A 15596-nucleotide genomic window follows, 5' to 3' on the forward strand; every position below is an offset into this window, starting at 1 on the left:
CAAACTTGGCACACTATTGAGTTCTCAAACAACAGACACACCCGGCACCACCACCACAACAACACGCCATGTGGATCGCTCCGGAGCAACTTTTCAAACTTACCCGAACCCCGGCTCCGAATCAAATCCGTGTTTCAGGATTCTCATCGGTGGGAGGTTCGTCCCCACCTCTTCAGGGAGCACTCGAAAGCCCTACCAGAATTGGTATTGATTTTGGGGGTTTTGGCCGCCCGGGGCATCCAGCTCTTCGCTGTTTCCCTCGCGGCGACTTAGAAAACAATACACCCCCTTCGGCCGCTCCGCAAATCCCCCTTCAGAGGGGCCTGCTCCGCACCATTGTGCCGCTGAAGCGGGCATGGTCGCCTTACCGGCAGCACGCCGTCGGACTTTCCCTGCATGTGCTGCACCACACCCAGATGATGGATCCGGCGGGTACGGTCAACAAGCTTTAACGCAGAAAGGGCCGGCAACCGTGAGGTTGCCGGCCCTTTCTCAAGCAGCTGGTATCAGCGTGGCTGAATTACCAGGAGGACTTGGTGATGCCCGGAAGTTCGCCCCTGTGGGCCATGTCGCGCAGGCGGACACGGGAGATGCCGAACTTCTGGAAGGTACCGCGGGGGCGGCCGTCGATGATGTCGCGGTTGCGGACACGGATCGGGGACGCGTTGCGGGGCAGCTTCTGCAGGCCCAGGCGGGCTGCTTCGCGTGCTTCGTCGGTTGCGTTTTCGTCAACCAGGGTCTTCTTCAGCTCGAGGCGCTTCGCAGCGTAACGCTCAACGATGACCTTGCGCTGCTCATTGCGAGCAATCTTGGACTTCTTAGCCATGTTTAGCGCTCCTCTCGGAATTCGACGTGCTGGCGGATCTTGGGGTCGTACTTCTTCAGGACCATACGGTCCGGATCGTTACGACGGTTCTTGCGGGTTACGTAGGTGTAACCCGTGCCCGCGGTCGACTTGAGCTTGATGATCGGACGTACGTCCTTGTCCTTAGCCACTAGAGCTTCACCCCACGAGCGAGAATGTCGGCGACGACAACGTCGATGCCGCGTACGTCGATGGTCTTGATGCCCTTTGCAGAAACCTGCAGCGTGACATTACGGCGCAGGGACGGAACCCAGTAGCGCTTCTTCTGAATGTTCGGATCGAACCGACGCTTGTTGCGGCGGTGCGAGTGCGAAATGCTGTGCCCAAAGCCCGGCTCGGCTCCGGTCACTTGGCAGTGTGCTGCCATGACTTCTCCTCAAGAATTGAAAGTAATGATCCGCATATCTGCTGCTGGACCATGCTGCTAAGGGCGACCCAAAATTGAAGAAGGGCAACGGTTAGTCACGCAACTTGAGCCCCTAACTACCGGCCGCCCTGGAAAAATTACCGGGCTGCCGGAGCAATTGCGCACGCTCCGCGCACTTAGCGCCTACCAAGTCTACGAGTTCGTGCAATTAAAGACCAATCAGGCCCTAAAGGGTGTATAAGGAGGCCCGGCCGCTAGAGCCTTGTGAGCTGGGGGTACCTCGGCTGCAGGTTGTCACCGGATGACTTTCCGGTGACCCGGCGGACAACCCATGGGGCGGCGAACTCCCGCACCCAGCGGGCATTTGCGCGGAGTGCCTCCACCCGGCTGAGCTCCGGCACAGGTGTCATGGGGGGAACCTCAAGGGAGTGGTCGTGCTCCAGGACGTCCAGCACGCGTTTGGCCATGTTGGCATGCCCCGCGGCGGACATGTGCATCCTGTCCTGGGCCCACATGCCCCAGTCGTAGTACTCGCTGAAGCGCCAGTAGTCCACAAGCAACGCTCCATGGTCTCCGGCGATGCCGCGCACCAGTTCGTTGTAAATGGCCGTGCGACCGCGGGTGGTGCTGAAGACCTTTGATCCCCTGGAGTCGAAGCCGGTGAACATGACCACAGTGGCGCCGGTGGCGCGCAGTTTGGCGATGGCGCCGTCGTACTCCACCAGGAGCTCGTCAATGTCGATCCTCGGGCGGAGGATATCGTTGGCGCCCGCGTAAATGCTTACCAGGGTGGGTTTGAGTTCGACGGCGGCGTCCACCTGTTCGGCAAGGATCTGGCGGAGTTTCCTTCCGCGGATGGCGAGGTTGGCGTAGCCGAAGCCGGGGTCGGCGGCGCCAAGCTGCTCCGCCACACGGTCAGCCCAACCGCGAACTCCATTGGGGCGGGCGGGATCGTCGTCGCCTACCCCTTCGGTGAAAGAGTCGCCAAGGGCCACGAACCGGGTAGTAAATTCCATCTGGCCAGTTTGCCAGCAGTTGCTGGGAGCAACCAACCGGTTTGGTGCCTAGCTTTCCCTAAGGATCCAGTGGTCGGAGTCCAGCCGGCCCACCACCTTTTCACCGATCCGTGCCAGGTCCAGCACGTCCTGCTCGGTCAGGGCGTCCAGGAACAGGTCCCGGACAGTTTCAACATGGCCGGGTGCCAGGCCCACGATGGTAGCCATGCCTTCTTCCGTGAGGTGTGCCGTGGTAACGCGGGCATCGTGCGGATGCGGACGGCGTTCCACCCACCCCCGCTTCTGAAGCTTGGTCACCACATGCGAAAGCCGCGACAACGATGCGCTGCTTCGGGCAGCCAGCTCGCTCATAGGCAGGAACCGGCCCTCCGCCTCCGACAACATGGCAAGGACTGTGTAGTCGAAGAGGGACAGCTTCCCCGCGGCATGAAGCTTGGTGTCGAGGGCCGCCGGCAGGAGCGTGTTGATGCTCACCAGGGCAAGCCAGGCACGGCGTTCGTCGGCGGACAGCCAGCGGGGTTCGGTCATCTGCCCATTCTACGAGAAGGGGGCGGTTGATCCTTCAAGTAGCAGCAATGCCCCCGTAGGCTGGGGGCATGTATGTTGTCTCATTGAGCTACCGGGTTCCCCAGGACATTGTGGACTTCCACAACGACGCACATATCGCATGGCTGAAGAAGGCCTTTGACGACGGGGTGTTCATCGCTGCCGGGCGCAAGGTTCCCCGGACGGGCGGTATGTTGCTCTCGCGAACTGACCGCGCCACCCTCGACGCCGCCTTGGCGCAGGACCCGTTCTACTCGAATGGTGTTGCCGACTTCGAGGTGGTCGAGTTCCACGCTGCGAGGGTTGCCGCGGGTTTTGAGAACCTGCTGGACAGCTAGGCCCCCGCGCCGGCTCCGGGGGCCGTTGACGCTACCCTTTTCAAGCCGCCTTTTCGCGGCACTTTTACCGGTTCCGGCCAGCGCGCGGTGAGCCTGTCACCTAGTGTGACCCCCCGGAGTTTCCGGCCGAACAGCGGCAGGACCCAGTCGTGGACCCAGCGGCGCTGGCTTTGTTCCCATTCCCGCAGGCTTAGCTTTTCCGGCGGTTCCCAGTCCTTGCGCCGGATCTTGTGCGGCACGCCCAGCTGGTCCAGTACTTGTCCTGCGAGGTACTTGTGTCCGGCCTTGGACATGTGGAGGCGGTCCGAATCCCACATCCGGCGGTCGTGGAAAGCGTCCAGGCACCAGTAGTCCACCAGCACCGCGCCGTACTTGGCTGCAATTGCCCGGACCTGCTCGTTGTAGAAGTTGTTGCGCTTCTTTAATGGCTCCAACAGTGCCGAGACTTTCACATCGAAGCCGGTGAAGAGCACCAGCGTGGCACCCGTTTCCGCGAGCTGCGCCACGAGGTTTTCATATTCGGCCATGAGCGCGCCCATGTCCGTCTTCAGGTCCAGGATGTCGTTGCCGCCGGCGTAGAGGGTGACCAGGGCGGGCCGCATGCCCAGCGCCGGTTCCAGTTGCTCGCCGATGACGTGCCGGAGCCGTTTGCTCCTGATTGCCAGGTTTGCGTACCGCCATCCTGGCTGTGCCTTGGCGAGCTTTTCCGCCACCCGGTCGGCCCAGCCCCGCACGCCGTTGGGCAACCGCTCGTCCCGGTCCCCGACTCCCTCGGTGAAAGAATCCCCCAAAGCCACAAACACCCGCCGCCCGGACGCAGGAAGCAAAGGATCAGGCATCACCCGCTCAAAGTAATCACCCAAAGAAAAGCGAGTACGACGCCGGGATGAACAGTAAGTGCCAGAGCGTGTTGGTTTAACCGCAGAAGCTGAGCGAGCGTGCAGAAAAAACCAGCGTTATCTGAAAGAGCGTTTGGGTTTTGACCGCAAGAGCTGAGCGAGCGTTTAGGTTTACGGGCAAAGGTGAGCGAACGTCAGGAGGTCGCAGGGAAGTTTTGAAGCGGCGGGAGGGACATCCGGCAGCGTGCGTCTAAGCGAGGAACGAGCGAGCACGCAGAGGGTGTGCCTCCCGCCGCGGCGCCGGCGCAGCCAGCACCCAGGCACCCAGCGACGAGAGAGGCTTACCCCTCGGCCTTACCCTGACGCCAGTACCCCATGAAAGCAACCTGCTTCCGGTCAATGCCGACGTCCCGGACAAGGTACCGCCGCATGTCCTTGATGACGGCTGCTTCGCCGGCAATCCAGGCGTAGAAGGGCATGGCGCCTGCGGGCATGCCGGGGTTTTTAGTGGCCTGGATTTCGGCCGTCTCCATCCGCTGGGGTGTTTCCCAGAGGATGTCGACGTCCACGTTGACGTCTTCGGGCTCAGGTCCGGCACCGCTGTCGGCTGCTTTGATTCCCACCCAGCCGGGCACGGGGACTGCCTTGCGGACGGCGTGCTGGAGCAGTTCGCCGTGCGGCCGGGACCGGCCAATCGCGGCGCCGCGCGCCAGCCAGGTGATTTCGATGTCGGCGGGCGAGGAGAGTTCAAGGAAGTCACCCGCTTCGGGGACTTCGAGGAAGGCGTGGCCGGTCATGTATTCGGGCAGGCTTTCCAGGATGGCGGAGATGGCGGGGATGGCTGTTTCATCGCCGGCGAGCAGGACGCGCTGCGCAAGGCCGGGCCGCCACTCGACACCGCCATAAGCTTCGGCAGTAGCGCATTGGGCGGCCCGGTTGTTTGGGCCGATGAGGGTAAGGGCATCTCCGGGCTTGGCGTTCAGGGCCCAGTTGGCGGCAGGTCCGCCGTTGCCGTGGCTGTCGAAGTGCATGACGAAGTCGACATCGATCTCGGGATACACGGTGTCCAGGCGGGCCTGGCGGACGGTGTAGGTGCGCATGGAGCCGCGCACCGCCGGGTCCATGGCAAGCCATTCGCGGTACCAGCCGGCATGGCTCATCTCGAAGACGGGCAAAGGCAGCGGCGTGCCGTCGGCGGCCAGGGACGGGATCATGAGTTTGATCCTGAGGTCGAGGGTATCGCCGTTGACGCCGAAGTCCCGCAGCGAGTATCCGCCGAAGGTAATCCTGCGGAAGTTGGGGCTGAGTTCCTGCACTGAGGAAACGGTGACCTCAAAAGCCAGGGTCATCGGCTCGGTGGAGGCGGCGGGCAGGTCGCGGGTCTTCATGAAACGAGCTCCAGTTCGTTGGCGGGGACGTGGTGCCGGCCGATGGGAATGATCAGGGGGGTTCCGGAGACGGGATCCGGAATGACGCGCGATTCCAGCCCGAAGACGCTGCGGACCAGGCCTTCCGTCACCACCTTTTGGGGCGCCCCTACTGCCACCACGGCGCCGCCCTTCATGGCAATCACGTTGTCCGCGTAGCGGGCAGCCAGGTTCAGGTCGTGCAGGACGATGGCCACGGTGGTTCCGCGCTGGCGGTTCAGGTCGGTCACCAGGTCCAGGACTTCCACCTGGTGGGCAAGGTCAAGGTAAGTGGTGGGCTCATCCAGTAGCAGGACGTCGGTTTCCTGGGCAAGTGCCATGGCGATCCAGACCCGCTGCCGCTGCCCGCCGGAGAGTTCGTCCACGTTCCTCTCGGCGAGGGCCATCGTCCCGGTGGCTTCCAGCGCGCGCTGCACGGCGAGATCATGTGGGGACAAGTCCCCCTCCCTCCAGCTGCGGAAGAAGCCCTGGTGGGGGTAGCGGCCGCGGCCCACAAGGTCGCGGACAACGATGCCGTCAGGGGCGGTGGGGTGCTGCGGGAGCAGGCCAAGGGTGCGCGCCAGTTCCCGTGCGGGGCGCTGGTGGATGTCCTTGCCGTCCAGGGTCACCGCGCCGGCCGCGGGCTTAAGGAGCCGGGACAGTCCGCGGAGGAGGGTGGATTTCCCGCAGGCATTGGCACCGACGATCATTGTCACTTTGCCCTCGGGAATCTCGGCGGTAAGCCCGTCCACCACGCAGCGCTGATCGTATTTCAGCGTCAGGTCCTCAGCCTTTAAAACTGCCATGTCAGGCATCCTTTCGGTTGGCCGTGACCAGGAGCCACAGCAGGAAGGGGGCACCCAGCGCGCCGGTGATCACGCCCACCGGCAGGACCGTACCGTCCAGCAGCAGGGGTGCAAGGTTGGCGGCCACATAGTCGGCTGCAAGGACAATAACGGCACCAACAAGAGCCGACGCCGGAAGACTTGCCTTGCCGGTGAACCGACGGGCGATGGGGCCGGCGAGGAAAGCGACGAATGAGACCGGGCCGGCTGCCGCCGTCGCGACTGCTGCCAGCGACACCGCGGTGATCACCAGTGCCAGGCGGGTGGCGCCTACCCGGATGCCCAGCCCGGCGGCAGCGTCGGGGCCGAGTTCGAGGATGCGCAGGGGGCCGGCGATGGCCATCACGGCGGGGATCAGGACCGCAAGGGCGAGGGCAAGGACGCCAGCCCGGTCCCAGCTGGCGGAGTTCAGGGACCCGTTGAGCCAGACAAGGGCATCAGCGGCGGTGCGGATGTCCGCCCGGGTCATCAGGAAGTTAACCACCGCGTGCAGCGCCGCCGCGATTCCTACGCCTGCCAGGATGAGCCGGTTGCCGGCGGCATCGCCGCGGCTGGTTCCGCGCATGGCCCCACTGGAGATGGCATAGATGATGGCGGCCACGCCCAGGGCGCCGAAAAGTGCAGCACCGGAGACGGCCGCGCCGGAGGCGCCAAAGACCACGATGGCCACAACGGCGGCAGCACTGGCGCCGTAGCTGATGCCGATGACGTCGGGACTGGCCAGCGGGTTGCGCAGCATGGTCTGGAACAGGGCGCCTGCCAGGCCGAACGCCAGTCCGATCATGGTGCCAATAACCGCCCGCGTCAGCTTGTTCTCCATCACGATGAAGCCGGCGCCTGGAATCTTCTCGCCGCCGGTCAGGTGCGCAAGGAGGATCTTTAAAAAGTCGGGGATGGTGACGGTGTAGCTGCCCAGCAGGACGGAAACGGCGAACAGGATCACGACGGCGGCGGCCAGAAGGGCGGTCCGGTTCACCCGGGCCATGCTGAGGCGTTGCCCTGTGAGTTTTGGTCCTTCAGGTCCCGTTTGGACAGCGATAGCTGACAGCGGAACCGGAGTTTCCGCAGCTTTCCTCTCGTGGGCGAGCGTCACAGTCCGGCCCCTTTGCCCCGGCGGATCAGCCAAACGAAGACGGGGGCACCGACGAGGGCGGTCATAAAGCCGGCCGGAACTTCCCCGGGAAGGAGTACCACACGGCCGATGATGTCGGCGCCGAGGAGCAGGACCGGCGCGAGGACCAGCGAGAACGGCAAAATCCAGCGGTAGTCAGGCCCAGTGAGGAAACGGACAGCATGGGGAATGACCAGGCCAACAAAGCCAATGGGGCCGGCCAGGGACGTGGCCGAACCGCACAGCAGCACGATGCCGAGCGCGGTGATGCCGCGGACCAGTCCCACGCGCTGGCCGAGACCGCGGGCGATGTCATCCCCCAGTGCCAGGCCGTTGAGGATGCGGCCGGTCAACAAGACGATAAGGGCGCCGGCGGCCAGGAATGGAAGACCGGACAGCACCACGGACCAGTCACGCCCGGCAATCCCGCCCACCTGCCAAAAGCGGAACCGGTCAAGAGTGTCCTGGCTGGAAACCAGGATGACATTCATCAGGGAGTACAGGCCCGCGTTGAGCGCGGCACCGGCCAGAGCGAGCTTCACGGGCGTAGCGCCGTCCCGGCCCAGGGAGGCGATGAGGTACACCACGACGGCGGCAACTGCTGCCCCCACAAAAGCGAACCAGACATAGCCGGAGAACGTGGCGATACCGAAGACATAGATGCCGGTGACCACGGCCAGCGCGGCGCCGGCGTTGACGCCCAGGATGCCGGGATCAGCCAACGGGTTGCGCGCCACACCCTGCATGGCTGCGCCCGCCAGGCCGAGGGCACCGCCGGCGAGCAGTCCAAGGACAGTGCGCGGAATACGGGCGTGGACCACGGCGTGGTCACCGTTCGCGGGATCGAACTGCGTCAGGGCCTCCCAAACGACGTTGAGGGAAAGGCCCCGGGCGCCGATGGCCAGGGAGGCCCCGGCCAGGAGTGCAAGCACAACGACGGCGGCCAGCAGCCAGGCGGCCCGCCTCCCCCCGGAGGCGAGGCCACGGGAGGGACCGCCTGGTCCTTTCGCCGGCACTGTGGTGCCGGCGTTCCCTTCCCGGGAGGCCGCCGTCGTCGTACTGTGCGTCATGGAGCAGGTGCTACTTCACTGCGTCCGCTGCCGCGGCCAGCTGCGGCAGGAACTTGTCCAGTGACCACGGCAAACTCAGCGGAGAGGCGGCCGAGATGGACAGCGTCAGGGTGTTGTCCGAGTCGGCTACAAGGGCGCCGTTCTTGACGGCAGGGATCTGTCCCAGGAGGGGATCGGCCTTAATGGAATCAGTGGTGGCTGCATCCGGCACCCAGGAAACGAAGATGTCCGATTCGAGCTCGTTGGCCTTCTCGGCTGACCAGGGAATGAAGAATTCCTTTGAACCCTTGGAGTTCTCCTCCACCACCGGGGCCAGCTTCATGCCGATTCCGGAGAGGAAGCGGGGACGGTTGTCGTTCGCGGTGTACATGTTGAGGCCGTCAGCGGAGGCAGGCTCAAGGTTGCCGTAGATAAAGCTCTTGCCCTGGATCTGCGGGTACTTTGCGACCTTTTCCTTGATGGTGGCCTCGGTGTCCGAAATCAGCTTTGTGGCTTCGGCGTCCTTGCCCAGGGCCTTGCCGATAATGGACGTGGACTCCTGCCACGGGGTGCCGTAGGCCAGTTCCGGGTGGGCAACAACGGGAGCAATCTCGGTGAGCTTCTTGTAGTCCTCTTCAATGAGGCCCGAGTATGCCGCGAGGATGACGTCCGGGGTGAGCTTGGCGATCTCGGTGAAGTTGATGCCGTCCGCCTCGGAGTACTGCACGGGGGCCTTACCGGAGCCGGAGCCGGCGCCGAGTTCTTCGAGGGCTGCGTCCTTCCAGGGCGTGGAGCCCTGGTCGTTGCCGCCCCACTCGACCTTGGGGACACCCACCGGGACAACGCCGAGGGCAATGGCGACATCGTCGTTGACCCAGGAAACGGTAGCAACGCGGGTGGGCTGCTTTTCGATGGTGGTCTTGCCGTAAACGTGCTCGATGGTCACAGGGAACTGCGAGCTGGTGGAACCTGAAGCGCTGGCGTCCGTGTTGGAGGACGCGGGGCCCGTGGAGCAGGCGGAGAGGGTCAGCGCCGCAGCGGCCAGAACCGCCGTCGCCTTGCCGGCTGATTTGAACAGCGTGCGGCGCGTGGCACTGAGGCCTGGGGAGAGGAGGGAAGTCACGGAACTCCTTAAGTGAATGATGCGAACTTAAGTAAGGCTAACCTACCCTCAATCGTATTACGCAACGTTTCTGTGGCTTATTCCCCAGGGTGACCAAGGGCACATCCCGTTCCCGCGCTGCTGCCTTTGCGCCTACGGCGCGCCTTGGACAGGCGCCGCCGGCTTTGGCAGGATGTCACTGCTGGCAGGACGTTGACGTTCAGCAGCTGATGAGATGGGACACGAGGATAAATGAGCATGCGCATGGCTGATACAGCCCCCGCTGCCATAGAAAGCGGGGCGGCCGCCTCGGCCTGCTCCGCGGGGAATAACTAGCCCCACTTTTCCGCGCCCGCGTTCGGGCCACCACTCATCTCTAACGAAAGCTAGCCATGCAATCAGTCACGCCCCAACAAATCAGATCATCTTTCGTCAATGCCAGCCGTTCCGAGGCCGCGAAGCTCAACCTCCCCAAGAACTGGGACTCCCTTGACTGGGACAGCCTGGACTTCCTGGGATGGCGGGACGAAAAGATGCCGCTGCGGGGTTACCTCGTCGTGCCCGGACCGAAGGGCCTTACCGGCGTTATGCTCCGGGCTCCGGAAGGCGGGGCCCGAAAAAACCGCTCGGTACTCTGCGAGCTGTGCCGCGACGTATTTTCCAAAGAGGACGTCCTTCTGTGGGTGGCACGGCGCGCAGGCCAGGCGGGCCGTAATGGCAACACCGTGGGCACGCTCATTTGCGCCGACTTTTTGTGCTGCGGCAACGTCCGCAAAGAACCGCCGGCCAACGAGATCAACCCGGACCCGGCCGCCGTCGTCCTCCGCCAAATCGAAGGCCTGTGGGACCGGACCGCACAGTTTATGGGTCGCGTGCAGGCCAAGTAGCCTGGGCTGGTTCAGCCCGTGGGCAGAAGGAAGCCCTCCCCCAGCCGGAGGAGGGCTTCCTTAATTACGGTCAGCGGTAGGAGAAGCTCATAAGCACGGACTTTAATGCACGGCCCTCATTGCTCCAATACCAGTCCTGCGCTGCCTCATCCCCTTCAAACCGTGGTTCAGAAAACAGCACGTCCGCAGACAAAATACGGTCGCCGAGCCGAACGAGCCCGTATTGCACCTTCCCGTCGGGTGAAACGGGCAGCCCCGGGGTAAGCCCCATTCGATAATTGGCGGTTCCGTCGGTGCGGTCGATATAGAACGACGAATGAGGTGTAGGAACAGAAGCGCCGATCAGTCCCCGTACGGGATCCGTCTCAATGACGTTCCTGGAAACGTTGCCGGCCGTGGCGTCACCAACCTGGCCGTAGTAGATGTTGATCTGCTCGGCGCCGGCGGCGTCGTAGACGGTTGCCGTCTCCACGGCGGGGGACGTGGACACCTGCTCGTGCTTCACGCGCCAGCCTGCGGGGTAAGCGAACGAGAGCCGGTTGTCTGCGAACGTGAAGGTTTCCGGCCCCTGAGGTACGGGGGAGGAAGTGGCGGCGGGAGCAATGGATGGATCCGGGCTCGGCGTGGCCGTCGGGGCCGAGGGCTCTGTGGGCGCGCCCACGCTCTGCGTGGCCGCCTGGGTGGAGGGCCCGGTGGAACCGCTGCTGCCGGCCGGGGCGCCGGCAGCACAACCTGCGAGGGACAACACCCCTGCGGTCAGTGCGGTCAGGAGGAATATCGCGCGTTGTGTTGGACGCATGGGGGTGCCTTTCAAGAGGACGCCATCATTCTCTTGGGGAACAATGCGGACCCAGCAAGCCGCAGTACCTATGGGATCTACTCAGGCGGGGTGAGTTGTTATGCCCAGAGTGGCACAGCAGAAATAGCGCCCACTAGGGCCCGAAGAATAAATCCATCAATTTGTTATTTTCGGTCTCAGATCAGCGCAGGACGATATCCACCGGGTTAGCCTCCGACCGCCAGGCACCTTCGTCACCGGGCCGCGGCCGGATGACCGGAGCCGTCAGCACCCCTGACCGGTTGGTGCGTTTGTCCCGGAGTATCTCGGTGACCGAGCCGAGATGCCGGGACAGGTCAATGACGTTTTCGGGGGCAGCGAGCAGGAGCTGGAACCCAAATTCGTGCAGCGCCTTGATTCCGGCCCCCGCAAATTCCTCGGAAGCCAGCACAAAGGCCTCGTCCATCATCACCGTGCCGTAGGTGGTGAAGCCCTGCTCCGCGATGCCCAACTGGTAGCTCAATGCTGCGGCCATGATGAATGCGGTGAAGCGCTGCCGCTCGCCGCCGGACATGGATCCCGTGTCCGCGTGCATAAAGACCTCAGTCCTTTGGGCTCCCGCCTTTTTTCCTGAGGCTGACCCGGCAACTTCCCGGTGCTCCTTGCACTGGATGAACAGGTGCCCGCGCACGTCCAGCACTTCGGCACGCCACCGCCTGTCCTCCGGCGCCTGCGAGCCCAGCCGCTTGACCAGGGTTTCCAGTGACTTATAGCGGGCGGTGAGCTCGGCGTCATCGTCCCTCTCGCTGCCGGCCACTTCCGCCTTGGACGAGTCTGCACGGGCCGGCCGGGTGTGCCGGGCCTTCAAAGCGTTCTGAATGGCGTCCTTGAACTGCTTCGCGGTGGGGGGCAGGGTCTGTTTGATGTCCAGTTCCAGGAAGCTGCCCTCGTGGAAGTTCACCTGCGAGAGTATCCCGTTCAGCGGAAGGATACGGCTGCTGATGGAGCGGCGCTCCTCATCGAGCAGGTGCAGCAGAGTACTGAAGGACTCATGTGTGCGCTGGTTGAAGAACTGCCGGAATTCCGCCTCCTGGGCAGGAAGGCCGTCGCTGACGATGGCGTGGTACCGGGTCTCAAACTCACCGGCAGCCCCGATGGTAGTGCCGTGGTCGGCGGAGATGGCGCTCCCCCAGTCGCGCACGAAGCCCTCGAAGATCCTCGTCAGGCGCTCGGCCGTGGTTTGGCCCCGGGACTCCGCCGTGTGCAGTTCACCCAGCAGTGCAGTCCGTACCCGGTTGGCGAGGTTGTCCAGCTCATGCATCTCCGTCACTTCGCCGAAGTCGGCGAAGTACGGTTCCAGTGCAGTAGTGGTCGCTTCCGACGGCGGCTCCTGGGCAAGGCGCCCGCGTGCGGCCTCCAGCAGGGAATCGGCAACTGTGAGTTGCCGGTCCAAGGCCTTGTACTCGCTCTGCAGCACAGCAGCGGCCTCCGTGCTGTGCTGGTGCTTTAGCCGCGCCTCGTCAATGGTTGCGCGGAGGGGCTCAAGGTCTGCCTGCGCGGCCAGGGCATCCTTCAACCGTTGCTCGATTCGAGCCAGTTCCTCGGCCGCAACTGCCGCCGAGACCTGTTCCCAGGAACGCTCGTCTTCGGCGATGCGGCGGAGGGCGTCGAGCTGTCGGCTCATGCCCTGGTGCGAATTCTCACGGGCCTGTGCCAAGTCCGCCGCTTCGGCCACCTCCTGCCGCAGGTCCGCCACCTGGCCGGCAACGAGTTCCAGTTTGGCGGCGTTATCGAAACCGAGGACGTAATCCTGCCGGCTGGTGAACCGGTCGTCCTTTTCCACAGTGTGCCGGTTACGCTTTACCACGCCACCCAGGCTGAGGCCCCGGTCCAGCCGCGCCAGCTCATCCGGGTCCTCCACGCAGGGGTAGGCGAAGTCCAGTGCTATGCGCTCGCGGACCCACGCCCCGGCTTCGGAGGCGACGCCCGAGGCGAGGAGGTCCAGCTTGGTGAGCAGGTCGCCGTCGTGCACGTCCTCCAACGCCAGCGTGCCGCCCGGGAGCGGCTTGGAAACGTCCACTGCCCGCAGCGCGCCGCGTATGTTGTGCTCGTTAAGGTACCGGGTCACCGCCGCGAAATGATCGCCGGGTACCAGCAGGGTGGTGGCGAGGCTCCGGAGCACGCGTTCGGCCGCAGGCCGCCACTTCTCCTCCCCCTCAGCAAGGTCCATCAGTTCGCCGGCGAAGGGCATCCGGTCCTCCGGAACGCCGGTGGAGGCGGCGATCGCTGCCCGGTTTTCAATGCTCGACGGCGGCAGCAGCGACTTGCGCGTCTTCAGCGACACGAGCTCCTGCTCAGCTGTGGCCAGCTCACGCTTCTTCGCTGCATGGGCGTCGAAGGCCTCAAAGCGGAGTTCCTGCAGGGCCTCGGAATCATCCTTGAGCTCGGCAGACCGGGCGGCGGCCTGCTCGTGCGCCTGCTCCCACCCTTTCGCTGTCCACTCAAGCTGGAGGCCGGCGTCGGTCAGCGCCCGGCGTGCCGCCTCCTCCACCTGCTGGCGGAGCCTCAAACCTACCCGGGCGTTTTCCAGGGACTGCTCGATGGCGGAAATGGCGTTGCCGCCCTGGTTGTTGTACTCGGTCTCGAGCTGGCGCAGCTCTTTGGCCAGCCCGTCCCGGACCGAGCGCTCGGCCCCAAGCTCCTTGGCTTTCGCCTGCGCGAGCTCCTTGAAGCGGGCCAGCATCTTCTGGTGGACCGTGACCGCCAGCTGCTGCTTGTAGGATTCGAATTCCCCGCGTGCGAGGTCCCTCAGCCGGTTCGCGTCCAGGAGTGCCTGGGCATACTCCTTGTTCAGCCCGGGAACCGGGGCCAACTGGTCGCGCTGCTGCCGGACGTCCTCCAGCCGCTGCCGGATGGACATCAGGTTACTGAACTCCTCGACGACGTCGTCCGCTGCGGCGAGCGTGGCCGGGGCGTCCAGGACCTGGTCACGGAAGAAGGTATTGACGCTGCCGCCAAGCCCCTTGCCCGCCTGGATGACGCGCAAGAGGGGAAGGGCCTGGTCCGAGCTGATGCCGAGCAGCCGGCGGAACCGTTCCGCGAAAGTCTTGTGGACGTCAAAGACCTGCGCCTCAGGAAAAATCGTCTCGAGGGCAGCCTTCGTGAACCGCTTGTCCGCGATGCCCTCGAGCGCTTCAAGGTCCAGCGGCTGGTGGTCCAAAAGGTAGAACCGGCCCACGCTCGACTCCGTGCCGTTCTTCGGCAGGTCGAAGAGCGCCGAAACGGTCACGCGGGTGCCCGCGGCGTTATCAAACGTCAGCGCGACGGCGGACCACGTGGCACCGGGGCGCTGGAAGGCACTGGCCGAACCCTCCCCCACCGCCTTGTCGCCCACTTTGCCGCGCATGTAGGTGAAGGTGGTCCGCTTGTCCTCAACGACACCGCCCGCCCGCTGGGCAGCGGCTTCATTGGACCTCGGCCTGGCGTCGAAGACCCGCAGCATGGCGTCGAACAACGTCGACTTGCCGACGCCCGAGTTTCCGGTGAGCAGCGTGCCGTTGCGGTCCACATGCATGGTGTGCGCCCCGTGGAAGGTGCCCCAGTTGACTACCTGCACCAGGGCCAGGCGCATTTGGCCGGGGTTGGTCAGCTCGCCCATCGGCAGCATGGTTGCGATGCTCACTCCGCTGCCTCCGCTTCAGTTTCAGTGGGGCCGGCCACTGGATCCGGATCGAGCTCAATCAGGGCCTCGGTGCCCGCGGCATCCGTGGTGGCTGCCGCCAGTGCTTCTATTTGGGCCGGAATATCGCCGATGTTGTCGAAGGGGAGGGCAAGGGGCAGGGCGTTTGAAATGGTGTAGACGTCGTCCAGGCCGGTGGGCAGGAGGAGCTGGCGGGCCAGCAGTTTCGTGACGGCCCTGTTGACCACGTCCGAATCCCGCAGCGCGTCCTGCTGGCCTGCGGGCTGGTAGTGCGTCACCAGGTCGGCAATTTCCTCGCGGGTGACGGTGGGATCTGTCTGCGCCGTGACGTGGCGGTCGAGCAGCAAACGCATCCTCAAAAGCACGATGGTCTCCACCCGGCTGAGCGCACGCTGCTGCCGGAGGACGCTTGAGCGGGTGCTGCCTCCGATCGCGTCCGGGTCCACCGGGCGCAGGACGGCGATTTTCCGGTCGTGGTCCAGTTGCATCGTGAGAAGCAGCTCGGACAGGCGGCTGCGCAGGATGATCTGGTTGTCCAGCAGGACGGTCCAGAGCTTCTCGTCCCGGCCCCCGTCCACGTACGGGCCTTTGAGCAGCTTCACCAGCGCCTGCCGCACTTTCATGGAGAGCACCCCGGTATCGCCGGGGAAGAGTGCAGCGCCGTCGATAAAGGTGTCGCGGGGGGTTACTCCGGTGAGTGACCGCTCCCCGCCCGATGCCGCCGTCGTGGTTGTCTCTTCAGTCATC

General features: G+C 64.4%; 16 protein-coding genes. 2 read left to right on the forward strand and 14 right to left on the reverse strand.

Annotated elements, in window-relative coordinates; all coding sequences use genetic code 11:
• Positions 1-520: 520 nt before the first annotated feature.
• The 5 genes from rpsN to AC5RVN_RS15865 form a co-directional block, all read right to left on the reverse strand.
• On the reverse strand, positions 521-826 hold the full coding sequence (gene rpsN, locus AC5RVN_RS15845) for a 30S ribosomal protein S14 (protein WP_494042294.1): 306 nt from the start codon (positions 824-826) through the stop codon (positions 521-523).
• A 2-nt stretch (positions 827-828) separates the two neighbouring features.
• A complete protein-coding gene (gene rpmG / locus AC5RVN_RS15850; RefSeq protein WP_013602737.1) occupies positions 829-996 on the reverse strand; it encodes a 50S ribosomal protein L33 in 168 nt (55 codons plus the stop codon).
• The gene (rpmB, locus tag AC5RVN_RS15855) at positions 996-1232 is read right to left on the reverse strand and encodes a 50S ribosomal protein L28 (protein WP_003798559.1); all 237 of its coding nucleotides are present in this window, start codon (positions 1230-1232) and stop codon (positions 996-998) included. The genes rpmG and rpmB overlap by 1 nt, the downstream gene beginning before the upstream one ends.
• A 254-nt stretch (positions 1233-1486) precedes the next feature.
• Positions 1487-2248, reverse strand: a complete 762-nt coding sequence (locus AC5RVN_RS15860; RefSeq protein ID WP_494138577.1) for an SGNH/GDSL hydrolase family protein — start codon at positions 2246-2248, stop codon at positions 1487-1489.
• A 48-nt stretch (positions 2249-2296) separates the two neighbouring features.
• Positions 2297-2776, reverse strand: a complete 480-nt coding sequence (locus AC5RVN_RS15865; protein ID WP_494042296.1) for a MarR family winged helix-turn-helix transcriptional regulator — start codon at positions 2774-2776, stop codon at positions 2297-2299.
• Between the two features lie 68 nt (positions 2777-2844).
• On the opposite strand from AC5RVN_RS15865, the gene AC5RVN_RS15870 reads away from it, so the two are divergent.
• The gene (locus AC5RVN_RS15870; RefSeq protein ID WP_494042297.1) at positions 2845-3132 is read left to right on the forward strand and encodes a YciI family protein; all 288 of its coding nucleotides are present in this window, start codon (positions 2845-2847) and stop codon (positions 3130-3132) included.
• Here AC5RVN_RS15870 and AC5RVN_RS15875 read toward each other — a convergent pair.
• From AC5RVN_RS15875 to AC5RVN_RS15900, 6 genes are all read right to left on the reverse strand, one after another.
• Positions 3129-3971 carry an SGNH/GDSL hydrolase family protein gene (locus AC5RVN_RS15875; protein ID WP_494138578.1) on the reverse strand — a complete coding sequence of 281 codons (843 nt, stop codon included), beginning with the start codon at positions 3969-3971 and terminating at the stop codon, positions 3129-3131. The two genes, AC5RVN_RS15870 and AC5RVN_RS15875, sit on opposite strands and share 4 nt — an antisense overlap.
• Positions 3972-4312: 341 nt before the next feature.
• On the reverse strand, positions 4313-5359 hold the full coding sequence (locus AC5RVN_RS15880) for a siderophore-interacting protein (RefSeq protein WP_494106144.1): 1047 nt from the start codon (positions 5357-5359) through the stop codon (positions 4313-4315).
• The gene (locus AC5RVN_RS15885; protein WP_494138579.1) at positions 5356-6183 is read right to left on the reverse strand and encodes an ABC transporter ATP-binding protein; all 828 of its coding nucleotides are present in this window, start codon (positions 6181-6183) and stop codon (positions 5356-5358) included. The genes AC5RVN_RS15880 and AC5RVN_RS15885 overlap by 4 nt, the downstream gene beginning before the upstream one ends.
• A gap of 1 nt (position 6184) precedes the next feature.
• Positions 6185-7207, reverse strand: coding sequence for a FecCD family ABC transporter permease (locus AC5RVN_RS15890; RefSeq protein WP_494138641.1), 1023 nt, complete (start codon positions 7205-7207; stop codon positions 6185-6187).
• Between the two features lie 104 nt (positions 7208-7311).
• Positions 7312-8403: a FecCD family ABC transporter permease gene (locus tag AC5RVN_RS15895; protein ID WP_494138580.1), complete on the reverse strand. Its 1092-nt coding sequence runs from the start codon at positions 8401-8403 to the stop codon at positions 7312-7314.
• A 10-nt stretch (positions 8404-8413) separates the two neighbouring features.
• Positions 8414-9505 (reverse strand): ABC transporter substrate-binding protein, encoded by a 1092-nt coding sequence (locus AC5RVN_RS15900; protein ID WP_494138581.1) that lies wholly within the window; start codon positions 9503-9505, stop codon positions 8414-8416.
• A gap of 371 nt (positions 9506-9876) precedes the next feature.
• Between AC5RVN_RS15900 and AC5RVN_RS15905 the strand changes: the two genes are divergently transcribed.
• Positions 9877-10371, forward strand: a complete 495-nt coding sequence (locus AC5RVN_RS15905; RefSeq protein ID WP_494042303.1) for an FBP domain-containing protein — start codon at positions 9877-9879, stop codon at positions 10369-10371.
• Positions 10372-10441: 70 nt separating this feature from the next.
• Here the strand turns inward: AC5RVN_RS15905 and AC5RVN_RS15910 are convergent, their stop codons facing one another.
• The 3 genes from AC5RVN_RS15910 to AC5RVN_RS15920 all read right to left on the reverse strand — a co-directional run bounded on the left by AC5RVN_RS15910 (position 10442) and on the right by AC5RVN_RS15920 (position 15595).
• Positions 10442-11170: a hypothetical protein gene (locus AC5RVN_RS15910; RefSeq protein ID WP_494138582.1), complete on the reverse strand. Its 729-nt coding sequence runs from the start codon at positions 11168-11170 to the stop codon at positions 10442-10444.
• A gap of 181 nt (positions 11171-11351) precedes the next feature.
• Positions 11352-14831, reverse strand: a complete 3480-nt coding sequence (locus AC5RVN_RS15915) for an ATP-binding protein (RefSeq protein ID WP_494138583.1) — start codon at positions 14829-14831, stop codon at positions 11352-11354.
• A complete protein-coding gene (locus AC5RVN_RS15920) occupies positions 14828-15595 on the reverse strand; it encodes a DUF4194 domain-containing protein (protein ID WP_494138584.1) in 768 nt (255 codons plus the stop codon). Before AC5RVN_RS15920 ends, AC5RVN_RS15915 begins: the two co-directional genes overlap by 4 nt.
• Between the last annotated feature and the right edge of the window lies 1 nt (position 15596).

The sequence above is a fragment of the Arthrobacter sp. sptzw32 genome (assembly GCF_059089735.1).

Coding starts and splice junctions, on each gene's coding strand:
- rpsN (WP_494042294.1), bottom strand. CDS start 826: ATGGCTAAGAAGTCCAAGATTGCTCGCAATGAGCAGCGCAAGGTCATC.
- rpmB (WP_003798559.1), bottom strand. CDS start 1,232: ATGGCAGCACACTGCCAAGTGACCGGAGCCGAGCCGGGCTTTGGGCAC.
- AC5RVN_RS15860 (WP_494138577.1), bottom strand. CDS start 2,248: ATGGAATTTACTACCCGGTTCGTGGCCCTTGGCGACTCTTTCACCGAA.
- AC5RVN_RS15865 (WP_494042296.1), bottom strand. CDS start 2,776: ATGACCGAACCCCGCTGGCTGTCCGCCGACGAACGCCGTGCCTGGCTT.
- AC5RVN_RS15870 (WP_494042297.1), top strand. CDS start 2,845: ATGTATGTTGTCTCATTGAGCTACCGGGTTCCCCAGGACATTGTGGAC.
- AC5RVN_RS15875 (WP_494138578.1), bottom strand. CDS start 3,971: ATGCCTGATCCTTTGCTTCCTGCGTCCGGGCGGCGGGTGTTTGTGGCT.
- AC5RVN_RS15880 (WP_494106144.1), bottom strand. CDS start 5,359: ATGAAGACCCGCGACCTGCCCGCCGCCTCCACCGAGCCGATGACCCTG.
- AC5RVN_RS15885 (WP_494138579.1), bottom strand. CDS start 6,183: ATGGCAGTTTTAAAGGCTGAGGACCTGACGCTGAAATACGATCAGCGC.
- AC5RVN_RS15890 (WP_494138641.1), bottom strand. CDS start 7,207: ATGGCCCGGGTGAACCGGACCGCCCTTCTGGCCGCCGCCGTCGTGATC.
- AC5RVN_RS15895 (WP_494138580.1), bottom strand. CDS start 8,403: ATGACGCACAGTACGACGACGGCGGCCTCCCGGGAAGGGAACGCCGGC.
- AC5RVN_RS15905 (WP_494042303.1), top strand. CDS start 9,877: ATGCAATCAGTCACGCCCCAACAAATCAGATCATCTTTCGTCAATGCC.
- AC5RVN_RS15910 (WP_494138582.1), bottom strand. CDS start 11,170: ATGCGTCCAACACAACGCGCGATATTCCTCCTGACCGCACTGACCGCA.
- AC5RVN_RS15920 (WP_494138584.1), bottom strand. CDS start 15,595: ATGACTGAAGAGACAACCACGACGGCGGCATCGGGCGGGGAGCGGTCA.